Source organism: Craterilacuibacter sp. RT1T (genome assembly GCF_023502145.1).
Taxonomy (GTDB): domain Bacteria; phylum Pseudomonadota; class Gammaproteobacteria; order Burkholderiales; family Chromobacteriaceae; genus Craterilacuibacter.
Genome location: NZ_JAMFLI010000011.1, coordinates 35714 through 54677, shown reverse-complemented (window position 1 = coordinate 54677; position 18964 = coordinate 35714). Strand labels below are relative to the sequence as shown.

18 protein-coding genes are annotated in these 18964 nt (G+C 55.8%); 11 read left to right on the top strand and 7 right to left on the bottom strand.

All coding sequences use genetic code 11. The annotated features are described in order from the left end of the window. Position 1: 1 nt before the first annotated feature. The 4 genes from M3P88_RS13975 to M3P88_RS13960 all read right to left on the bottom strand — a co-directional run bounded on the left by M3P88_RS13975 (position 2) and on the right by M3P88_RS13960 (position 4278). Positions 2–1231: a restriction endonuclease subunit S gene (locus M3P88_RS13975; protein ID WP_249616620.1), complete on the bottom strand. Its 1230-nt coding sequence runs from the start codon at positions 1229–1231 to the stop codon at positions 2–4. Next, a complete protein-coding gene (locus M3P88_RS13970) occupies positions 1224–2273 on the bottom strand; it encodes a virulence RhuM family protein (RefSeq protein WP_249616619.1) in 1050 nt (349 codons plus the stop codon). The genes M3P88_RS13975 and M3P88_RS13970 overlap by 8 nt, the downstream gene beginning before the upstream one ends. After that, entirely contained in the window at positions 2270–3835 is a 1566-nt protein-coding gene (locus tag M3P88_RS13965; protein ID WP_249616618.1) for a type I restriction-modification system subunit M, read from the bottom strand. The genes M3P88_RS13970 and M3P88_RS13965 overlap by 4 nt, the downstream gene beginning before the upstream one ends. A 242-nt stretch (positions 3836–4077) precedes the next feature. Continuing rightward, the gene (locus tag M3P88_RS13960; RefSeq protein WP_249616617.1) at positions 4078–4278 is read right to left on the bottom strand and encodes a helix-turn-helix domain-containing protein; all 201 of its coding nucleotides are present in this window, start codon (positions 4276–4278) and stop codon (positions 4078–4080) included. Between the two features lie 279 nt (positions 4279–4557). Between M3P88_RS13960 and M3P88_RS13955 the strand changes: the two genes are divergently transcribed. The 7 genes from M3P88_RS13955 (at position 4558) to M3P88_RS13925 (ending at position 9787) form a co-directional block, all read left to right on the top strand. Beyond that, positions 4558–5145, top strand: coding sequence for an HD domain-containing protein (locus M3P88_RS13955; protein ID WP_249616616.1), 588 nt, complete (start codon positions 4558–4560; stop codon positions 5143–5145). Between the two features lie 170 nt (positions 5146–5315). Beyond that, complete coding sequence (locus M3P88_RS13950; RefSeq protein ID WP_249616615.1) at positions 5316–6269, top strand: DUF932 domain-containing protein; 954 nt, start codon at positions 5316–5318, stop codon at positions 6267–6269. Between the two features lie 117 nt (positions 6270–6386). Further along, the gene (locus M3P88_RS13945; protein WP_249616614.1) at positions 6387–6734 is read left to right on the top strand and encodes a DUF3768 domain-containing protein; all 348 of its coding nucleotides are present in this window, start codon (positions 6387–6389) and stop codon (positions 6732–6734) included. A gap of 1 nt (position 6735) precedes the next feature. Further along, the gene (locus tag M3P88_RS13940) at positions 6736–7161 is read left to right on the top strand and encodes a hypothetical protein (RefSeq protein ID WP_249616613.1); all 426 of its coding nucleotides are present in this window, start codon (positions 6736–6738) and stop codon (positions 7159–7161) included. A 102-nt stretch (positions 7162–7263) separates the two neighbouring features. Continuing rightward, positions 7264–8247: a YqaJ viral recombinase family nuclease gene (locus tag M3P88_RS13935; RefSeq protein ID WP_249616612.1), complete on the top strand. Its 984-nt coding sequence runs from the start codon at positions 7264–7266 to the stop codon at positions 8245–8247. Beyond that, positions 8244–9149, top strand: a complete 906-nt coding sequence (locus M3P88_RS13930) for a recombination directionality factor (RefSeq protein WP_249616611.1) — start codon at positions 8244–8246, stop codon at positions 9147–9149. The genes M3P88_RS13935 and M3P88_RS13930 overlap by 4 nt, the downstream gene beginning before the upstream one ends. 56 nt (positions 9150–9205) lie before the next feature. Further along, complete coding sequence (locus M3P88_RS13925; protein WP_249616610.1) at positions 9206–9787, top strand: lecithin retinol acyltransferase family protein; 582 nt, start codon at positions 9206–9208, stop codon at positions 9785–9787. Positions 9788–9839: 52 nt separating this feature from the next. Here M3P88_RS13925 and M3P88_RS13920 read toward each other — a convergent pair whose 3' ends face one another. Continuing rightward, on the bottom strand, positions 9840–11381 hold the full coding sequence (locus tag M3P88_RS13920; RefSeq protein ID WP_249616609.1) for a sensor domain-containing diguanylate cyclase: 1542 nt from the start codon (positions 11379–11381) through the stop codon (positions 9840–9842). A gap of 431 nt (positions 11382–11812) precedes the next feature. Between M3P88_RS13920 and dmeF the strand changes: the two genes are divergently transcribed. Continuing rightward, the gene (dmeF, locus tag M3P88_RS13915; RefSeq protein ID WP_249616608.1) at positions 11813–12751 is read left to right on the top strand and encodes a CDF family Co(II)/Ni(II) efflux transporter DmeF; all 939 of its coding nucleotides are present in this window, start codon (positions 11813–11815) and stop codon (positions 12749–12751) included. Between the two features lie 86 nt (positions 12752–12837). Here the strand turns inward: dmeF and M3P88_RS13910 are convergent, their stop codons facing one another. Further along, positions 12838–13443, bottom strand: a complete 606-nt coding sequence (locus M3P88_RS13910) for a helix-turn-helix domain-containing protein (protein ID WP_249616607.1) — start codon at positions 13441–13443, stop codon at positions 12838–12840. A 43-nt stretch (positions 13444–13486) separates the two neighbouring features. On the opposite strand from M3P88_RS13910, the gene M3P88_RS13905 reads away from it, so the two are divergent. The 3 genes from M3P88_RS13905 (at position 13487) to M3P88_RS13895 (ending at position 17460) form a co-directional block, all read left to right on the top strand. Then, the gene (locus tag M3P88_RS13905; protein WP_249616606.1) at positions 13487–14182 is read left to right on the top strand and encodes a B3/B4 domain-containing protein; all 696 of its coding nucleotides are present in this window, start codon (positions 13487–13489) and stop codon (positions 14180–14182) included. A gap of 532 nt (positions 14183–14714) precedes the next feature. Beyond that, positions 14715–16088, top strand: a complete 1374-nt coding sequence (locus tag M3P88_RS13900) for an ESPR domain-containing protein (protein WP_249616605.1) — start codon at positions 14715–14717, stop codon at positions 16086–16088. After that, entirely contained in the window at positions 15985–17460 is a 1476-nt protein-coding gene (locus M3P88_RS13895; RefSeq protein WP_249616604.1) for an autotransporter outer membrane beta-barrel domain-containing protein, read from the top strand. The genes M3P88_RS13900 and M3P88_RS13895 overlap by 104 nt, the downstream gene beginning before the upstream one ends. Positions 17461–17644: 184 nt before the next feature. Here the strand turns inward: M3P88_RS13895 and M3P88_RS13890 are convergent, their stop codons facing one another. After that, positions 17645–18931, bottom strand: coding sequence for an integrase family protein (locus tag M3P88_RS13890; RefSeq protein ID WP_249616603.1), 1287 nt, complete (start codon positions 18929–18931; stop codon positions 17645–17647). Between the last annotated feature and the right edge of the window lie 33 nt (positions 18932–18964).

Below are 18964 nucleotides of genomic sequence, written 5' to 3'. Positions count from 1 at the left end.
GTTATTTCTCCACGGCAGCAGGTGCGGGCTCTGCTGCCGTCTTGGGAAAACTCAACAGCAGATCGCGATAGTATTCGTATTGCTTCTGACGCAGTTCGATTTCACGCGGCAAACCCTCGCTGATCGAGTGGGTCAGGGTGTCAAACTTGTCGAGGATGGCAACGATGCGGGCTTGCTCTTCTTGTGAAGGAACCGGGATCAATATTTTGGCTAAACTATCGGCATTTACACGTCGCACTTTTGTGCCAGTAATGTACTGTCTTTTTTGCTGTTGAAATTTCTCTGTTTGAAAAAAGTAAGAAACAAATTTCGGGTTAAAACTATGTCTGTAAATGCAAGCATCACTGCTCACTGCAATATCTTCGCTACCTAGCCACGCAACAGCCTTACAAACATCGTCGTCGTTCTCACTAGTTGTTGCTATGACTAAATCACCGGATTTGGCTTTGCGCGCTTTCTTGGCAAACTCTTGTGAGACACAAGTTTTAGTCTTTTCGGTATATGTGCCATAGTACGTATAGATTTGGCCGTAGTGAATGCATCCAACGCCAGAATCCGTAAAATCTTTTTTCTGTAGTCCGCCTCCACGAATGAATTCACCGACGCCTTCTTGACCCATGGGTAGGTACGACACCTCCCCCTCTTCAAAACTCAACAACTGGTCGCGATAGTAGTTGTATTGTTTCTTGCGTGCTGTAAGCTCGGCTGTAAGCTCGGCTGTAAGCTCGGCGGTAAGAGAGGTAAAAGCGTCCAGAATGCGGACGATTTCGGCCTGGATTTCCAGCGATTTTTTGGGGTTGTCTGGGCAGGGGAGTGGGATTTCGAGTTTTTCAACGGCAGTTATTGATAAGCGCGGAATGCTTGCCCTGCGAACTTGAGATGAAATCTCATGATGCTTCGTCAAAAGAAAGTGATACAAGTATTTGTTGTTAACAGCATCGGCCTCAGGGAAGAAATAGACATCATCTGCAGCCCAGAATGGAGCATCGCTAAAACCAATCTCGCCCGCTGCGCCGGCAACAATCACAAAGGTTGCCCCAGATTGAGCATTACTTTCATGGTAATAGCCGAGCGGTTTCATGCTGTTCTGATAGACCGCATAACTGCCGACTTCTTCTAATTGGCTTTTGACGAGTCTTCTCCCGCGCTGAGGTGAAATTAATTCGCCCACCTTGATCTGCTCCACGTCAACCCCATCCAGCAGCTTACCCAAATAATCTATCTTACGCATCGCGCTGTCCTTTCGTGCGGCCTTGGCCAGATCTGCTTTTCCCCTCTATTTTCTTCTGCGCCTGTTTAACGGTTTCCAGAAACACCGCTTCCACTTCGGAAGGCTGCGCGGCCTGTTGGGTGCGGAATTTGGCGTATTCGGCTGCGGCGTGCGCCAGCGCGTCTTGGTGGCTGACCTTGCCCGCGCCTTGCAGGGTTTTGCCGCCCATGGCGGTAATCAGTTGCGTGAGGTGCGTCAGCCAATCTTGCATGTAGGTGGGTTCGTGGTTCATGGCGCGGAATTCGGCTGCGTCGAAGTAAGCCGATACCAGCGTGTTCAGGCGCTTGAGTTCGTTGGCATCCAGATAGTTTTTGGCATTGCCTGCTTCGGCTTTGGTAGGTTGACGGCCCAAGAAGGACAACAAGCCCATGAAGGGTTTGCCCGCATCGGCGCGCTGGGCAATTACTTCGGCCGCCGTTTGGCCGTGGGCAGCGTAGTGCAGTTTGTTTTGCACAGTCTTGAAAAACAGCGCGCTGGCCTCGGCTTTGGGGTCGTAATCGACACTGGTGGCATAGAGGTCGAGCACTTGGCGGTAGAGCACCTTTTCGCTGGAGCGGATGTCGCGAATGCGATCCAGCAGCTCTTTCCAGTAAAGCCCGCCACCCAGGTTCTTCAGGCGGGCGTCGTCCATGGTAAAACCCTTGACGAGGTATTCACGCAGGCGTTCGGTGGCCCAAATACGGAACTGGGTGGCGATAGTTGATTTGACGCGATAACCCAGCGAGATGATGAGGTCAAGGTTGTAGAACGGCAGCGCACGCGTCACTTGGCGGGTGCCCTCGGTGCGAAGCTGTCGGAATTCCCGACAGGTTGCCTCTTGGCTCAGTTCACCCTCTGCGTAGATGTTGGCGATGTGCTCGACAACATTGGTGCGCGAGGTCTGAAACAGGTCTGCCAGTTGCTGCTGGCTCAACCAGACTGTGTCGCCATCGAGTCGTACATCAATCGCAGGCGCATCACCGCGCTGATACAGGATTATTTCGCCTGCTGGCTGCGTGTTCATGCCTGCTCTCCTTCAATCTCCGCAACGATGGCATCAATGTCCTTCCGAAGCTGATCGATTTTGGCAACGGTAGTTTTCAGCTCGGTATTGAGCTTAGCAATGTCCACCACCTCACGGGTATCTTCCGCTTCCACATAGCTGCTAACTGACAGGTTGTAGTCGTTGGCCGCCACCTGCTCGAACGGGATGGATCGGGCGAAGTGGTCGACATTCGCCTTGCTGTCGAACACCGCCATGATCTGCTCGATGTGTGTATCCAGCAGCAGGTTGTTATTGGTTTCCTTCTTGAACAGGCCGCTTGCATCAATGAACTGGGTGGTGGTGTCGGTTTTGTGTTTGGACAGCACCAGAATGTTCACCGCGATGGTGGTGCCAAAGAACAGGTTGGGTGCCAGCGAGATCACGGTTTCGACATAGTTGTTGTCCACCAGATACTGGCGGATTTTCTGCTCGGCCCCGCCCCGGTAGAAGATGCCGGGGAAGCAGACAATGGCGGCGCGGCCACGGCTTGAGAGGTAGCTCAGCGCATGCAGTACAAAGGCAAAGTCGGCTTTGGACTTGGGGGCCAGCACGCCGGCCGGGGCAAAGCGTTCGTCGTTGATCAGCGTGGGGTCGTCGCTGCCTATCCACTTCACCGAGTAGGGCGGGTTGGAAACGATGGCGTCGAAGGGTTTGTCGTCGCCAAAATGCGGGGCTATCAGCGTGTCGCCCAGCTGGATGTTGAACTTGTCGTAGTTGATGTTGTGCAAGAACATGTTCATCCGCGCCAGGTTGTAGGTGGTGTGGTTGAGTTCCTGTCCGAAAAAGCCGTCTTCGATAATGTGGGCATCGAAGTGTTTTTGGGCTTGCAGTAGCAGCGAACCGGAGCCGCAGGCCGGGTCGTAAATCTTGTTGACGCTCGTTTGCCCGTGCATGGCCAGCTGCGCGATCAGCCGTGAGACATGCTGCGGAGTGAAGAACTCGCCACCCGATTTGCCGGCGTTGGCGGCATAGTTGGAGATGAGGAATTCGTAGGCATCGCCAAACAGGTCGATGTGGTTGTCTTCAAAATCACCGTTATGCGTATCACCAAAGTCCAGCTCGGCCACGCCTTTGAGTACGGCGGCCAAGCGGGTGTTTTTATCCTTTACCGTATTGCCAAGGCGGTTGCTGGTGGTGTCGAAATCGGCAAACAGGCCTTTGATATCCTGCTCGGACGGGTAGCCGTTGGCAGAGCTTTCAATGGCGGCAAAGATGGCGGCCAGATCGGTATTCAGGCTCTCGTTGCTGTTGGCGCTGGCGGCCAGATTGGCGAACAGCTGGCTGGGGTAGATGAAGTAGCCCTTGGTCTTGATGGCATCTTCTTTGATTTCAGGTGTAATGACATGATCAGGGAAGCGGGCATAGTGGATGCTGTCGTCGCCGCCTTCGATGTAGCTGGTGAAATTTTCGCTGATAAAGCGGTAGAACAGGGTGCCCAGCACATATTGCTTGAAATCCCAGCCATCGACGGCACCGCGCACATCGTTGGCGATGGCCCAGATCTGGCGTTGCAGGGCGGCACGTTGTTGCATACTTGTCATTGTGAATATCCGGTTTTAATTCGTTGGGTCTGGCTCACGCATCGGGCGCGAGGCAAAGAAACAGGCTGGTGATGGCAAGGGCGAAGCTGAAACAGGCACTGGGGTGCGCCCCGCAATAGATGACAGCCTGTTGCGTTAACAAAGCAAAGCATGCCTTGGCGGTTTCGCTTTCGTCTGTCGGCAAGGGCTGCGGGCTGGGCGCTTGCCCTTACTGAGCGATGTTGCATCTTCCCACAGCGGGTTTATTTTTGTGTGCTTCCGGCCTCGTCATCGGCTCCGCCGGCACGCACCCAGCTGTCCACCTCTGACAACTGGAACTTCCACAGCCGGCCGATCTTGTGCGCGGGCAAGCCCTTACGCTCGCGCCAACGGTAAACGGTGTCTTTCACCACGCCCAGATGCCGGGCAACATCAAGGGCTGTGACCCATGGTTCTGAATTCATGGCTTGGTGCTCAAGTCTGTCTGAAAATCGTTCAAAATCGTCACCAGTCTACCAGACGGCCACGACTGCAGCCAGCTTGAAACGCCCGTCATTGATGGGCTGTGCGCTAAGCACCGGGGCTTTGTAGCGCAGGAAAGGGAAGGGGGATGAGCCGCGTCGTTACGATAGAATCGGCTAGCTTAATTGAGCATGCCACAATTGCTTTTATTACTGCCCACAACGCCCCCTGAGACCATTGTCGAGTGCGGGTGATCTCTTTGACCTGATATGAAAATCTACATGCCCACCAGCCAATTGGACCAGCAGTTCGCTTTCCTGTGCGAGATTGATCAACTTAAAAATGTGATCCGGCAGTCACCGCTGTTAGATCAGAGCCGCAAAGAAAACAGTGCTGAGCACTCCTGGCATCTGGCGATGTATGCCTTGCTCTTGAAGGACTATGCCGAGGAAGAAGTCGATATCTCTCGCGTGATTCAAATGCTTTTGATTCACGACATTGTTGAGGTCGATGTTGGGGATATGCCTATCCACCAGACTTCTTCCGGGGGATCACAGGAGGTGCTGGAAGATGTGGCAGCCATCCGCCTCTTTGGCATGATACCGGGGATGCAAGGCACTGAGCTGTTAGCGCTGTGGCGGGAGTTCGAGCAGAGCATTTCTGCCGACGCCAAGTTTGCCAAAGCGCTGGATCGGGTGCAGCCTCTTTTGATCAATATCCGCACCGACGGCGGCACCTGGACAGAAAACGGGGTGACCTTGGAACAGGTGCTGGAGCGCTACGGCCCCACCACCAAACGGGGAGCGCCTGCGCTATGGGAGCGCTGTGAGCAATGGGTGCAACAGCACTTCGCGGCACGCGAACCTTAAAAGGACTGATGGCATCGCTGGGGGCGCCATGCGAGTCGATCGTCAGCATCCCAGATTTATTCAGACACATATCACTCCCTTGAATCAACCCAAGGTCTGCGCGCAAGCACAGGCTTTCCTTCCCCCAAGCCCCGGCCTTGTGCCGGGGTTTATGCTTTGTGGAGTGCTCTATGTCTCATCTCGTCGAAACCATGGCGTTTGTTGGTGAAGTCCCTTGGCACGGTCTGGGTAACCCGCTGTCCCCGCAGCAGCCGGAGTCGGCCTGGCTGCGCGAGGCCGGTATGGACTGGACCATCGAGCACAGTGATGTGCTGTTCAATGTCTCCCCCGGTGGCATGCATATCCGCCCGCATACGGACGCCAAGGTACTGTACCGCTCGGACACGCTGGCGCCATTGTCCGTCGTATCCAACCGCTACAAGGTGGTGCAGCCGCATGAAGTGCTGCACTTTTATAATGATCTGGTCAGTGCCGGTGGCTTCGAGCTGGAGACGGCCGGCGTGTTGAAGGGCGGGCGCAAGTTGTGGGCGCTGGCCAAGACAGGGCAGGAAACCCTGCTCAAGGGCGGTGACCGGGTGAAGGCTTATTTGCTGCTGGCCACCAGCTGCGACGGCACGCTGTGTACTACTGCGCAGTTCACCTCCTTGCGCGTGGTGTGCAACAACACGCTGCAGATGGCGGTGGCTGACAAGACCGGTGCGGTCAAGGTGCCGCACTCGACGGTGTTCGACCCTGTAGCTGTTAAGGAAGCGCTGGGGCTGGGCCTGTCTGGCTGGGAAGCCTTTATCGGCAATATCAAACAGCTCAGCCAGCGCCCGGTATCCCCGGAAGAAGCCCGCCAGTATTTCAGTGCAGTACTGGACGAGCCTTTGGTCGTAGGCGAAGACAGCGTGGCCTCCAAGGCCATGCAACAAGTGCAGGCGCTGTATAGCGGCGCGGGTATGGGTTCGCTGTTGACCGGCACCCGAGGCACGGCCTGGGGCTTGCTTAACAGCATGACCGAGTTTGTTGACCACAAGCGTCGGGCGCGCAGCCAGGACTACCGACTGGATTCGGCCTGGTTCGGTCAGGGCGCCCAGCTCAAACAAAAGGCGCTGACCCATGCGCTGGCGCTGGCTGCCTGACCCCGCACGCTCATCTTTTCTCCCTGCTGTTTCCGTTCTTCCCCCATCCCCTTTATCTGACTGTGCCGCAACCGTTGCCCGCTTGCGTGGCATCAGTGCGCCCTATGGAGCTTTGCCATGACAGCTACCGTTATTTCTCCCACCACTTTACGTATCCAGTTATTGAACAACTTGCTACGCAAGACGCTGATCCTTGGTGGCCAACTGGTCTTTACGACCGGCTTTCGAGCCTTGCCGCCGCAACAGCAAATGGCGCTGCTGGGCCTGATGCAGGACTTTGATGATTTCACTGCTGACAACGACCCTTACGGCGAGCATGACTTTGGTAGCGTTGAACATGAGGGTATCCGTGTGTTCTGGAAGATCGACTACTACGATCAGTCGCTACGCTATCGCTCGGACGATCCTGCCGATTCGACGCAGACACGGCGGGTACTGACCGTGATGCTGGCCGAGGAGTACTGACATGGCCCCTTCCTTTAATTGCGTGGCGTTACAAGCATCGTTCCTGACCGTTGGCATGATGGCTGGTTGCAAGCGGGACACCCTGTACGAACGATGGGGGCAAGGCGCACTGGAGCTGCACGACGCGCTCTGCCAGTACGCAGAAACCATCAGCACCCTGAACGAAGCACTATCCGAGCACTACGCCTTCCCCGGTGTATTCGAGTACGAGGTCACCGAAGAGCTGGGTGCCTGGTTTGGCACCGTGCTGGCGCGTGAAGGGGATATGCCTTCATCACCGCGTGTGCATGGCCAACTGGCACTGCTCGCGACCCGCTTTATGGCGCGGGGTGGTCATGCAGAAGCTGCGCTCACACTGATCATGCAGCAGCTGCCGCTCGAAGCATCGGCCATCGAATGCCTGCCGCAAGCGGCGGCCGGTTGCTGACTGCTATTCATTCCTGTTCATCCGTTTTATCCCATTTATCCATCCATGACGGCCCGGTCTGGCTCTTGCCAGCCGGGCTTTATGTTTTTTAGGAGATCCATCATGCGTGAACGTTATGGCAATGCAGTACGTGTGGCTTCCACCGTCGGTCTGGAACGTGAAGCCTGGCTGGCGCTACGTGGTCAGGGTATCGGCTCGTCCGATGCCGCTGTCGCCATCGGCCTGTCGCCGTACAAGAGTCCGCTGACCCTGTGGCTGGAAAAGACCGGCCGTAAAACCCCCGACGACATTTCCGCCAAGGAAGCGGTGATCTGGGGCACGACGCTGGAGCCGGTACTGGCCCGTGTCTACGCCGAGCGCACCGGGCGCAAGGTGCGCCGCGTCAATGCGGTACTCCGTCACACCCAGCACGACTTCATGCTGGCCAACCTCGACCGTGAGGTGGTCGGTACCGCCGACGGTACCGGGGTGCTGGAAATCAAGACCGCCGGTTATCACAGTGCGCAGCAGTGGGAAGACGGGGTCCCTGTCGCTTACCAGTGTCAGGTGCTGCATCAGCTGGCGGTCACCGGCCACGCCTGGGCGGATGTGGCGGTACTGATCGGCGGGCAGGACTTCCGTATCTACCGTATCCATCGTGACGAAGACAAGATCACCGATTTAATCGAACGGGAAGCCCGTTTCTGGGCCTGTGTGACCCAGGACACCCAACCACTGCCCGATGGCTCTGAAGATGCAGCCAGTGCCCTGCAATGGCTGTTCCCGCAGGACGACGGACAGACTGTCGACTTGTCCGAATCGACGGAATTCAATGCGTTGTTCCGCGACCTGTTGTCGGTCCGTCAACACAAGGAAGAAACCGAAGCGATCGAGGCGCAGCTCAAGCAGAAGATTCAGGCGGTATTGGGCACGGCCAGCGCTGCCGTGTTCCAGGGCGGACGGGTGAGCTGGAAGAAAAGCAAAGACCGGCTGGCACCGGATCTGGAACGCTTGAGTCTTGATCACCCCGACATCCTGCAGCAGTACAGCAAACCCGTCAGCGGCTCACGCCGTTTTATCGTTCAAGCCGAAAGGAGAACAGCATGATCAAAGGACTCGCCATCACTCCGCCCGTGATCGGGCGCATCAGCATCGGCAAGCTGGTCAACAAGAACGACAAGTGGCTGCCGGAGAAAGACGACAGCTTCACCCTGACCACCCAGGTACAAACCCGTGGCGGCTGGATGCTGCACCCGCTACATCAGCAGTACAGCGAGCACAGTGCCAACGGCAAGCTGCGCGCCATCCCGGTGCGGGTGTTGTTCAACGATAGCGATCTCAATCTGCGCGCCGAGTACAGCGCTTTTGACCGCAGCACCGGGCGACCGGTATGTGTCGGCAATGGCGAACACGCCCGGCGCATGAGTAGCGAAGGCATGGAAGACACGCCTTGCGCGGGGCCGGATCGTTGCCGCTACGGCATTCAGGCGGGCTGCAAGCTGTATGGCCGGCTCAATCTGCAGATCGAAGGGCAGAACGACGAGCTGGGCAGCTTCATCTTCCGCACCACCGGCTACAACTCGGTGCGCACGCTGGCGGCACGCCTGCGTTACCTGGAGGCGGTCAGTGGCGGGCATACCCGCTATCTGCCGCTGATGCTGCGTCTGCGTGCCAAGAGCACCACCCAGTCGTACCGGGCCCCGGTCTACTACGTGGACCTCACCTTGCGTGATGAAGACAAGCTGGCAGAAACAGTCCTGGCAGCACGCGAGGAAGCCGCCCGCCAGCAGGAGGCGGGCATCGACACCGAAGGGCTGGAACGCATGGCCAGGCATTTGCTGCAGAACGGCCAGTTTGAGGACAGTGAAGAGGAGATCCCGCTACTGCTGCAGGAGTTCTACCCGGAAGGCGACGAACCACCGCCCGACGAAGCGCCCGCCAAAACCACCACCCGGCCAAGCAGGCTTACCAGCAAGCTCGGCACCACCAGAGAGCCGGAAGCAGCATGACGGCAAATCGCCCCCGCCACGAGCGGGGGCTTATTCATTTAAACGAAAGGAACCTTATGCAAAGAGGCGACCATCTCATCAGCCCCCGCATCGGCTACACCCACCACGGCCTCTACCTTGGGCAGCAGCGCGTCATCCACTATGTGCAGGATGGCGTCGCCGTGGTGACGCTGGATGCGTTTCAACAGGATCAGTCCTGTAGTGTCCGCCACCACCTATGCCGGCGCTTCGACGCCGGTCAGAGCATCGGCCGAGCTTTCAAGCGACAGGGCGAAGACGGCTACAACGTACTGTTCAACAACTGCGAGCACTTTGTGCACTGGTGTATAGAAGGCACCCACGACAGCCAGCAGGTTAGCCAACTGGTCAGCACCAGCCTTGCCGCATCACAGGCGGCACGGCTGGCGGCAAGTACGGTTGGACAGCAAGCCGGCAAGCACACAGTGCAACTGGCCGCCCAAGCAGCAACAGCCGCCGTTACCGGCAGTCAGGTTGCCGGCAGCACTACAGCCCTGGCAACAGGGCTGGCTGCGGGCGTTACCGCCACGACACTTGCCCCGCTCGCGCTGACCATGGCTACCAGCGCGGTGGTGGGGTATGGGGTGGGCAAGCTCTTAGGGTGGATGCTCGATGATTGATTAAGTGAATGTGCATATGTTGATTATGCATTTATTTTAATTTGGCGTGCCTTTATTCTAAGCCAACGGCAGGGTCGTACCAACATGCACGACCACGGCCGGTCTGCTTGCAGTGGTAGAGGCGATCATCTGCCATCTGTAACATGCCTTTGGCGTCAGTGGCTTCACTGCGTGCAACAGCTCCAATGCTGACACTGACTGCTAACTCGTGTTCCCGCCACCGCAAAGTTGTAACATTTTCAAGTAAGCGAGATAACAGGGCTTCGATCTCCATCTGTTCGTTGGCGATTGCCAGCATTTCGTCCCCACCTGTGCGGTATACACGTAAGCAATTTCTATCATAATTCAGCGCTGTCGCTAATCGCTGCAACACGGTGTCACCAACGAGATGACCGTAGCGATCATTAATTTTCTTGAAATGATCAATGTCTATCGCCAGTAGCCAGAATTCAGAGCCAGAGTCCCAGCGGGTAATGAAATCAGAATCAAAAGCGCGACGGTTATCAAGGCCAGTCAATATGTCTTCTTGTGAGGCGCGATTTGCGTCATTTAATTTTTTTGCAATGTGACGAACAATCTTCCATTGTTCGTCAAAAAACCATGTTGATTTGTGCCTGGGCTGAATATATTTTCCTTCTTTTTGCCTTTCTAAGGCTGTCATTGTTTTTAGCAAAAATCGCTGCTCTTGCATGAATAAACGCTTCAGCATTAACAATCCAGCAAGCCAGAGTGATAAAAGGCCAAATAGTGCCAATATGTAGCGTGGGGCGGTAGTTAGTATCTGCTTATGCAGTTCATTTGCAGGAAGGTAAAGTACAATATCCCAGTCTGGTGATTTAATATGGCGGTGGATTCCCATTCCATTTTTTAATGATTTAAATAAACTACCTGAAAAATCGGCCTTGCGCAGGATGTTTGCGTCTACAGGTATCCCTCTGGGATTTGCATCAACAACAATCTGGCCTTCTCGATTAAAAATAATCAGAGTTGTTGGTGTTGATTTAATGGCTCTGCCAATTGCTTGCTTAACCGGCTCCAATGCCAAATCTACCATCAGCAGGCCTCTTAGCGCACCATCTACATTACGCACACGACGCACGACGGTCATCATTGGCTTTTGGCTACTAAACTCTAGATAGGGGCCAACCCAGATGGTCTCTTTTTTAATATCTGGATTAAGTAATATTGCCCATGGACGCTTTGTTGCGACAAACCCTAAAGGCTTTTCCCAATTAGGATAGGCTTCGATCAGCTCTGAGTGAGTGTTGTAGAAATAGGCATGTTCGCCACCGGCTTTTAGAGTTCTTACCAATAGTGGCCAAGTGGATGACAATGCCAGTGGACGCTCTTCAGTTAGCTTAAGCTGTGCAGATAACGCGTCCAGCAAAGCCCCGTCGCGTCCAAGCTGCTCTTGTATATAGATCGAGGTGAATGTGTCGAGCAGGGCTTCATATGACTGCCGACGACGGTCTAATGTACCCTGTAGTTCGGTCACAAGTAGCAATAGAGCAAGAATGCCACTTAGCACGCTCATTAATACAACTGCAGATAACCACAGTCTGCGAAGAGGGTCCTTTCCGCTATCTATTGGCATAAATTTTCTCCATATAAAGCTCTTCAATCATAACCATTTTCAATTAGTTCCGCATCATAAACTATGAGCGCTCGCCATCTAGGTTGGGTTTGGTTGGTAAGTTATATGGCATTAATTTGTGCCTTGTGTTAAAAGGGACGATCAATGATCGTTACACCGCTCGAGAAAAACAGAAGCTAGTGGTACGGGGCCGGAGCACTTGCGGGCATGCTAATCATTAGCGCGCGCTCTTGACGCAGATCGAGTTGCGCCAAAGACTTGCTCCAGATCGCGGGTGTGCGCGGTGCAATGACTGGATTGATGGCCTGAGTGCTGGAAGGCCATGCCCGCTCTTACTGTCGCAGATCCAGCGCTCACCTGCACTGCCGGGCGCCAACAGGGTAGCGATGAGCCCATTGGCGTTTTCGGTACTTATCTGAAGTGAGAAATTAATGCATACCAAACAAATTCCTCAATGGATACACGACCATGTCTTTGACAGCGGTAATGTAGTCGCAGAGCGAAGCACGCGGGTCGTAATGTGGATCACGGCGGCCACCATGCTGATTGAGGTGGGCGCCGGTTGGTGGTTCAATTCGATGGCTTTGCTGGCTGATGGCTGGCACATGAGCTCACACGCTTTGGCAATTGGCTTGTCAGCCATGGCCTATGCGGCGGCACGGCGCTACGCACATGACCCGCGCTTCGCCTTCGGTACCTGGAAGATCGAGATCCTCGGCGGCTTTGCGAGCGCGATTTTCCTGCTCGGCGTCGCGGGGATGATGGTAGCAGGCTCAGTCGAGCGTATGTTCTCACCCACACCCATTCAGTATCGCGAGGCTATCGTGGTGGCTATGCTCGGACTGGCGGTGAACGTTATTTGCGCGCTGATTTTGGGCAAGGCTCACTATCATGTTCACGGTCATGAGCACCACCACGGCCACCACCATCACGATCTAAACTTGAAGTCGGCGTATGTGCATGTAATCGCGGATGCTGCGACCTCTATGCTGGCTATCGCTGCGTTGGTTGGCGGCTGGCTGTATGGTTGGTCATGGCTAGACCCACTGATGGGCATCATCGGTGCAGTGCTGGTCGCCATCTGGGCTAAGGGACTAATTGTCGAAACAGGCAAAGTGTTGCTCGACCGCGAAATGGATCACCCAGTCGTGAACGAAATCCGAGAGGTTGTGGAGATCAACAGCGGTTTGGGCGCGTCGCATATCGTCGACTTACACGTCTGGCGGGTGGGGCAGCAGTCTTATTCTTGCGCACTGACCGTGGTCACACAAGACTTCTCGATGACTCCAGGCGTAGTACGCGATCGACTTGCCGTGCACGAGGAAATCGTCCACTCGACGATTGAAGTGCATTACCACCAGAAAATCTGATAGCTGGAGCATTCGGGTTAACTGGGGCTAAGTGGGTGTTGCCGTGGCTAGCCTTGCTTAGCGGTACTACTAGGGTCCAGCGTAGCTTACGCTGGATGAAACTCCGCAACCGTCATTGTAAACACCAAGTTGCAATCCCCAGTATTGGCATAGCGATGTGGCTTGTCGGTGGAGGCTACCGCTGCACAGCCAGCAGGCACAATCAGGTCAGTCTGAGCGATGCTCAGGGTTAGTTGCCCCTTTTCCACGTGGAAAAGCTCGAAAGTGCCATCCGGGTGGCCCGGTGACTCAAAGCACTCGTCAGGATGCATTTCCCAGCGCCACAGCTCAATCATGTTGGGGCCGGTAGTGCCGGCCAGCAGCCTAGCCGTTCCTCCTTTATTACCCGCCCACAGGGTTGGGATGTCCTTGGCTTCGATTAAATGTATAACTGGTTCAATGGCGACGTTGACAATGTCGGCCACCGACATGGACAGAGCTGCCGCCAGCTTGCACAAGATAGCAATGCTTGGGTTGGCAGCGCCTTTCTCGATCTCGACCAGCATACCCTTGCTGACCCCAGTCCGCTGTGACAAATCATCCAGTGAAAGCTTTTGCGTCTTACGGTAGGCCTTAATCCGCGTGGCGACCGCGTTGCTGATCGCTTGCGCATCCGCGATAGGATAGGTCGATATATTGACTAAATTGGTCATTGGTCTTTATCTTGTACTAAATTAGTCAACGGAGAATTTTCTGATGTTTAAGGTCACACCGTCAATTGATCCGGCGATTGCCCTATCTGCACCAGGGTTTCAAGCGCTCAGTCTTAGCGTAAGCGCAACACCGATCATCCACCCGGAAGTCGCCGCAGAACTACTGACTCATGCTTGCGTAGCGGTGCGCGCGGGAGAGCCAGCCTGGGCTGAGGCGCACCTAGCCGCCTGGGACAACGTCTTCCGCCTGTTTGGTGCCAAGCCGCAGCGCACACCTTGTTCGGCCAGTGCTCTGCGCAAGCGGGTGTTGCGCGATGGTCTGCTGCCCAGTATTGATCCTGTGGTCGACCTTTATAACGCCATCAGCCTGCAGTATGCCGTACCTGTGGGGGGCGAGAATTTTTCCGCCTATGTGGGAAGCCCCAGGCTCACCATTGCCGATGGTAGCGAACGGTTTGATACGCAGAAAGACGGCGTCTTGGTTGACGAACACCCTGAAGTCGGCGAAGTGGTTTGGCGTGATGAGTTTGGAGTAACCTGCCGTCGTTGGAACTGGAGACAGGGGGGGAGAACGCGCCTCGATGCTAAAGCCACGCAGATGTGGTTTATTCTCGAGAGCTTGCCAGAGATGCCGCAAGAAGCATTACTTGAAGCCGGAGCCAGTTTTGCGCGCAATTTGCAGATAATGATGCCCGGTGCCACCGTCAGCACCACCTTGATCGGCATCTCCCAAGTGTAAGGGGGCGAGCATGGATCTCCCCATGCTGGCGCGCTGTCTTTTTTTGTCACGACCATCTTGCTGTCCCTAGTCTCGGTATTGCTTACGTGGTTATTAGCACTGCCAGTGGTGGACATACCCGCTACGCAACGACAAATAGGATTGCGAGACGGAGGCTGGGGAATGTTCATTGCAGTTGACACCAATACCGGTGCGCTGAAGTACAGTACGTAATGGACTATGGCAAATAATTGCCATTGCAGATAAATGTCATGCCCGCTGATTACTTGGTCCGTGTTGTGGCGGGTTGTGCTGTCAGTGCGAAGAGTGGTGGCACCAGCAGGTGCTGCGCAAGCAGCATGGCGCGGGAAAGAGAGGGTCAGTGCATAGTCGGGGTGGGGTTCCGTGGCGATCTGGAAGTGTATGTAAGGAATGACCAGTTTTACGATAGATTTTATCGATACCTCCATGGCATTTTATGGCATGATTGTATGCAGTATGCAATCGTGCATCGAGCCGGGTAAAGCTGGCAATTATTCCAATGGAAATAGGTATGAATAAGACCCATCGCATCGTCTGGTCGGCTGTCCGCCAGGCCTATGTCGTCACCCACGAACACGCCACCGCCTGCGGCAAGCCGGCGTCGACCCGCGCCGCTGCCGTGCTGGTGGCCGGCCTGCTGGCTGCCGCGCCTGCGCTGGCGGCTACTTGCGCCCATCAATTTGCAAGCACGCCACCAGCCAACACAAACACGGTTGTTCCGCTGGGGGCGGGTCAATGTGTCTCTGTTACATCCGGTGTTGAACTTGAAAATGGTAACGTAGTTGTGCGAGTCGAGGGGGGCGTTCAGGCTGAGTCGGTACAGAACGCAGGTACGATCACCGGGGGAGGTACAGGCACTATCAACGTCGAAGGACCGCTTACAGTTCTGAATAAGCTGCAAAACAGCGGAATGATTCAGGGGCTGGCTGACGGCTCCGGCGCTGCGGGGGTTGCAATTGGTAATGGTGGCCGGATCGAACTGATTGAGAATAGCGGCACCATCAAGGGCGATCAGGCGGCAGGCATTGTGGTAAAAGGCGGCGTGCTCGGCTTGCATATGAGACCGTTTCTTCAGCATACCGCCTTCCTGAATGCGGCTGGTGGCCAGGTGATCGGCGAAGGAGGTTACTTAAGTAGTTCGTTGATGCTGGATAACGCTCAAGTCTACGGCGACATCGTCAATCAAGGCACCATGACCGGCGTGTTATACGGTCTTGATAGTGTTGCTTCAAGACTAGGCGGCAGCATTGTCAACGACGGGCTGATCAGTGGTGCAAAATCCGGGATTTACCTGAGTAGTTCCTATGTAGACGACATCCGCATCGGGGGTAAGGTGCAGGGTGCGGTCTCTGCCATTTCACTGACCGGCGGCACCTCTGTTGTAAGTGGCTTGACGCTGCAGGGGCGGGCGGCTGACAAACCGGCTGAGCTGGAAAGCCAGGGTTATGCCGTGCTGGTTCAAGGCTCAAGCACCAAACTTGGCGGGATGACGTTGGCCGGTTACAGCAAGGTAGCTGGAGATGTCTACGCACAGAATGATGCGGTGAAGGTTAAGGGGCTCAACAACCGCATCAACGGCGCGCTCGAGGTTCAGTCTTTGATGATTGAAGGTGGTGGCGAACTGGTGCTGGACAGCCTGAACTCGACCAGCGCGCGGAACGATCAGTTGAGCTCGAGTGTAGGCAATGGTTTGCCAAAACTTGGCGACGCGCTGAAGACCACCGGCGGCATCGCCAACAATGGCAAGCTGGTGCTGGCCAAGGCGGAAACGTACAAGGTGATTGGTAACTACGGTCAGGGGGGGCGGCGCGACGCTGGGGGTGCGCGTAAGCAGCAACAGCGAGTACAGCAAATTATTGGTCACCGGCACGGCAACTCTGGTTGATAACACCACGATCGACGTTGACGCAGCCGCCGGCCTGTCTCTTGGCAAGCTGGCGGACGTGATCCAGGCAACGGGGGGGCTGACAAGCAGCGGAATCAAGGTCACCGACAATTCGGCGCTGTTCGACTTCAGCGCGGAGAAGCGCGACAACAGCATCGACCTGGTGATCAAGCGGGCGGGTAGCGGCGGTGGCTCGACAGGTGGAGACAAGAAGCCGGTGTATCTGGAGCAGATCGTCAAGGACAACAAGGGTTCGGTGCCACTGGCCAGCCAGGACGCGGCGCGGGTGCTGGACAATATTACCGACCGGCTGGTGGCCAGTGGCAACGCCGGTGCGATGGCGCCGGTGATCGACGCGCTGGGCAAGCTGGGTACGCAGACCGAACTGGCGCAGGCGGTGGAGCAGCTGACGCCGGCTTTGCCGTCGGCGGCCCTGTCGGCGGTTAGCGACAGTCTGGGTGCGATCAACCGCGTGGTGCAGGCGCGGGTCGAGGGCAATATCGGCCTGTCGTCCGGTGACGAGCCTTCCGCCGAGCGCTACGTGTGGGTGAAGCCGTTCGGCTCCTACGCCAAGCAGGATGCGCGTAGCGAGACCGCCGGCTTCAAGGCCAACACCGGCGGCCTGGTGTTCGGCGCCGATGCGGAGATCAGCCCCAAGCTGCGCTTGGGTGCAGCACTGGCCTATGCGCATAGCGATGTGGATGGCAAATCTGCCTCCGCCCCGCAGTCGTCCAAGGTCGATGTATATCAGCTGATCGGTTACGGCAGCGTGCAGCTCGATGGCAATACCGAGTTAAACTTCCAGCTCGATGGCGGGCGTAACCGCAATCAGGGCGAACGTCAGCTGTCGTTTATGGGGGTGAAAGCAAGCTCGGACTACGACAGCCTGAGCTATCACATGGGCGCTGGCATCGGTCGCACTTTTGCGCTGCCGCGTGAAATCACCACCACGCCGTCGCTGCGTCTGGATTACACCCGTATCAAGGAAGACGGGTACAGCGAGACGGGTGCTGGCGCGGCAAACCTGATCAATGGCAAGCGTTCGGTCGAACAGACGCTGCTGGCGGTCGACAACCGGATGACGCTGCCGCTGAATGCGCGCCAGTCGGTGTCGCTGAACGCCGGTGCCGCCTACGACCTGATGAACGATGGTGCGGTGCTGACCTCGGCCTTCGCCGGCGAGAGCAGTGCCTTGTTCTCGACTGAGGCGTCCGGCCAGAGCCGCTGGCTGTGGCGCGCCGGCATCGGCCATACCTACAAGGCCGATACCGGCAAGGGCGGCCTGGAGCTGAGCACGCGTCTGGACGGCGAATGGCGTAAGGGCGGTTATAGCAACGCCACCGCATCGGTCAAGGCGCGCTACGCGTATTAAGTGATTTGGCCTGAATGGCTGATCTGTCCAACAAAAGCTGCGGCCTGGTCCGCAGCTTTTTTTCCGTCTGCCTGCTGGCGTAGGCTAATACGCGCTGTTAGCCGGGGCGGGTTCGCTGCTGGGCCTAACCTGACTCTCGACAGTTAGGTCCGTATTGGCGAGAGGTAAGGCAGAGTTCTATGAGCTATTGAGTGGAAGTGGGCAGTCCCGCTTGTTCCAGGAACCAGTTTTCGATTCTGATATGCCACATGCGAAGAAGATCGAGAGGGCGTCGACGATAATGTTTTTCTGCTGTGGCACTTGGTTTATGCCCTTGGATCTGGGCTACAACCCCAGCAGGGCATTCGACCCACTCCGCCAGAGTGCCAAAAGAGCGACGAAGACCGTGTAAGGTGAGATTAGGCAAGCCGGCAGAGGCAAGGGCCCGATTATGGGCATCTCGTGGGTCTTGGATGCGCCCACTTCTAGCGGTTGGGCTACTGAAAACCCATTCATTAACTCGGGGTAAGTCCGTCAGTAACGATGCAACATAAGGTGTGAGCGGGATTGTTCTTTCACTTTCAACCTTGTCGGAAAGGCGCATGCTGTTCCATTGAAAGTCGACATCACTCCAGCACAATTTAGCAAGTTCCTCTCGGCGGGCTCCGGTGAGTAGTAGGGTCTGTAAGTAGGCACGGAAAACAGGGTTAAGTTGTTGCATGGCTGCAAACCATGAAGCTAACTGCTCTCTTTGAAGGCAGTCATCTTTAGCTTTCGATTTGCTTACTCTTTGGCGGACCTTTTTTGCCGCGTGGGCACCGTCAGGGACGAGGCCGGCAAATTCGGGCTGTTCATCACACCAGTTTAAGTAAGCTCTGAGCATACGGAATGCAAGAGCCGTCACGGTGGGTCTGGTGATGTTTTCCTTATCAAGCCATACCGCTAAGCGGTCTGAGGTGAGGTCTCTCAAACATACATCTAATAGCGATGCGAGAGGTCCAGGGATTGTTTCCTTGACTTTGGAACGTACTCGCGGCTCTCCACCTCTGTGAGTTAGCCGCTCGTGCGTAGCCAAGTGTGTATTGCTCCAGCGGATAGCGTTGGCTTTAATGTAGCTTGACCACGCGTATTCAAAAGAGATATTTTTTTTGGCGAGCTCAGCCTGCTGGCGTTCACTCTCTTCTTTCTTATGCCGATCTTGTTCGCGGGGGTCGATGCCTTGGTCTATTAGCCCCCTTAGTTCGCGTGCCCGACGGCGAGCGCTGGGTTCAGCACTGCCCTTTGGGGCATCAAGTAACCAAGCCGGGTACTCGCCAATGGTTATCCGGATGCTCTTCCCATGCAGGTCTGCCTCGAAAATGAAGGTTTTCCTGTTCTGGGTACAGCGGATGCCAAAGCCAGGAACCTCACTATCGCGCAAGAAGACCTGACTTTTGTTTGCTGGGCAGGTCAGCTTTTCGATCCGATTGATCGTGAGCAGTACTCGAGCCATGTGAAATCCCTACAAGTCTAAAGTTGTAGGGCT

Bases quoted from the DNA above. Each gene is read 5' to 3' on its own strand.
- M3P88_RS13940 (WP_249616613.1), top strand. From the start codon at position 6,736: ATGGCCCCTTCCTTTAATTGCGTGGCGTTACAAGCATCGTTCCTGACC.
- M3P88_RS13920 (WP_249616609.1), bottom strand. From the start codon at position 11,381: ATGCCAATAGATAGCGGAAAGGACCCTCTTCGCAGACTGTGGTTATCT.
- M3P88_RS13935 (WP_249616612.1), top strand. From the start codon at position 7,264: ATGCGTGAACGTTATGGCAATGCAGTACGTGTGGCTTCCACCGTCGGT.
- M3P88_RS13900 (WP_249616605.1), top strand. From the start codon at position 14,715: ATGAATAAGACCCATCGCATCGTCTGGTCGGCTGTCCGCCAGGCCTAT.
- M3P88_RS13955 (WP_249616616.1), top strand. From the start codon at position 4,558: ATGCCCACCAGCCAATTGGACCAGCAGTTCGCTTTCCTGTGCGAGATT.
- M3P88_RS13960 (WP_249616617.1), bottom strand. From the start codon at position 4,278: ATGAATTCAGAACCATGGGTCACAGCCCTTGATGTTGCCCGGCATCTG.
- M3P88_RS13970 (WP_249616619.1), bottom strand. From the start codon at position 2,273: ATGAACACGCAGCCAGCAGGCGAAATAATCCTGTATCAGCGCGGTGAT.
- M3P88_RS13965 (WP_249616618.1), bottom strand. From the start codon at position 3,835: ATGACAAGTATGCAACAACGTGCCGCCCTGCAACGCCAGATCTGGGCC.
- M3P88_RS13925 (WP_249616610.1), top strand. From the start codon at position 9,206: ATGCAAAGAGGCGACCATCTCATCAGCCCCCGCATCGGCTACACCCAC.
- dmeF (WP_249616608.1), top strand. From the start codon at position 11,813: ATGCATACCAAACAAATTCCTCAATGGATACACGACCATGTCTTTGAC.
- M3P88_RS13910 (WP_249616607.1), bottom strand. From the start codon at position 13,443: ATGACCAATTTAGTCAATATATCGACCTATCCTATCGCGGATGCGCAA.
- M3P88_RS13890 (WP_249616603.1), bottom strand. From the start codon at position 18,931: ATGGCTCGAGTACTGCTCACGATCAATCGGATCGAAAAGCTGACCTGC.
- M3P88_RS13950 (WP_249616615.1), top strand. From the start codon at position 5,316: ATGTCTCATCTCGTCGAAACCATGGCGTTTGTTGGTGAAGTCCCTTGG.
- M3P88_RS13975 (WP_249616620.1), bottom strand. From the start codon at position 1,231: ATGCGTAAGATAGATTATTTGGGTAAGCTGCTGGATGGGGTTGACGTG.
- M3P88_RS13930 (WP_249616611.1), top strand. From the start codon at position 8,244: ATGATCAAAGGACTCGCCATCACTCCGCCCGTGATCGGGCGCATCAGC.
- M3P88_RS13905 (WP_249616606.1), top strand. From the start codon at position 13,487: ATGTTTAAGGTCACACCGTCAATTGATCCGGCGATTGCCCTATCTGCA.
- M3P88_RS13945 (WP_249616614.1), top strand. From the start codon at position 6,387: ATGACAGCTACCGTTATTTCTCCCACCACTTTACGTATCCAGTTATTG.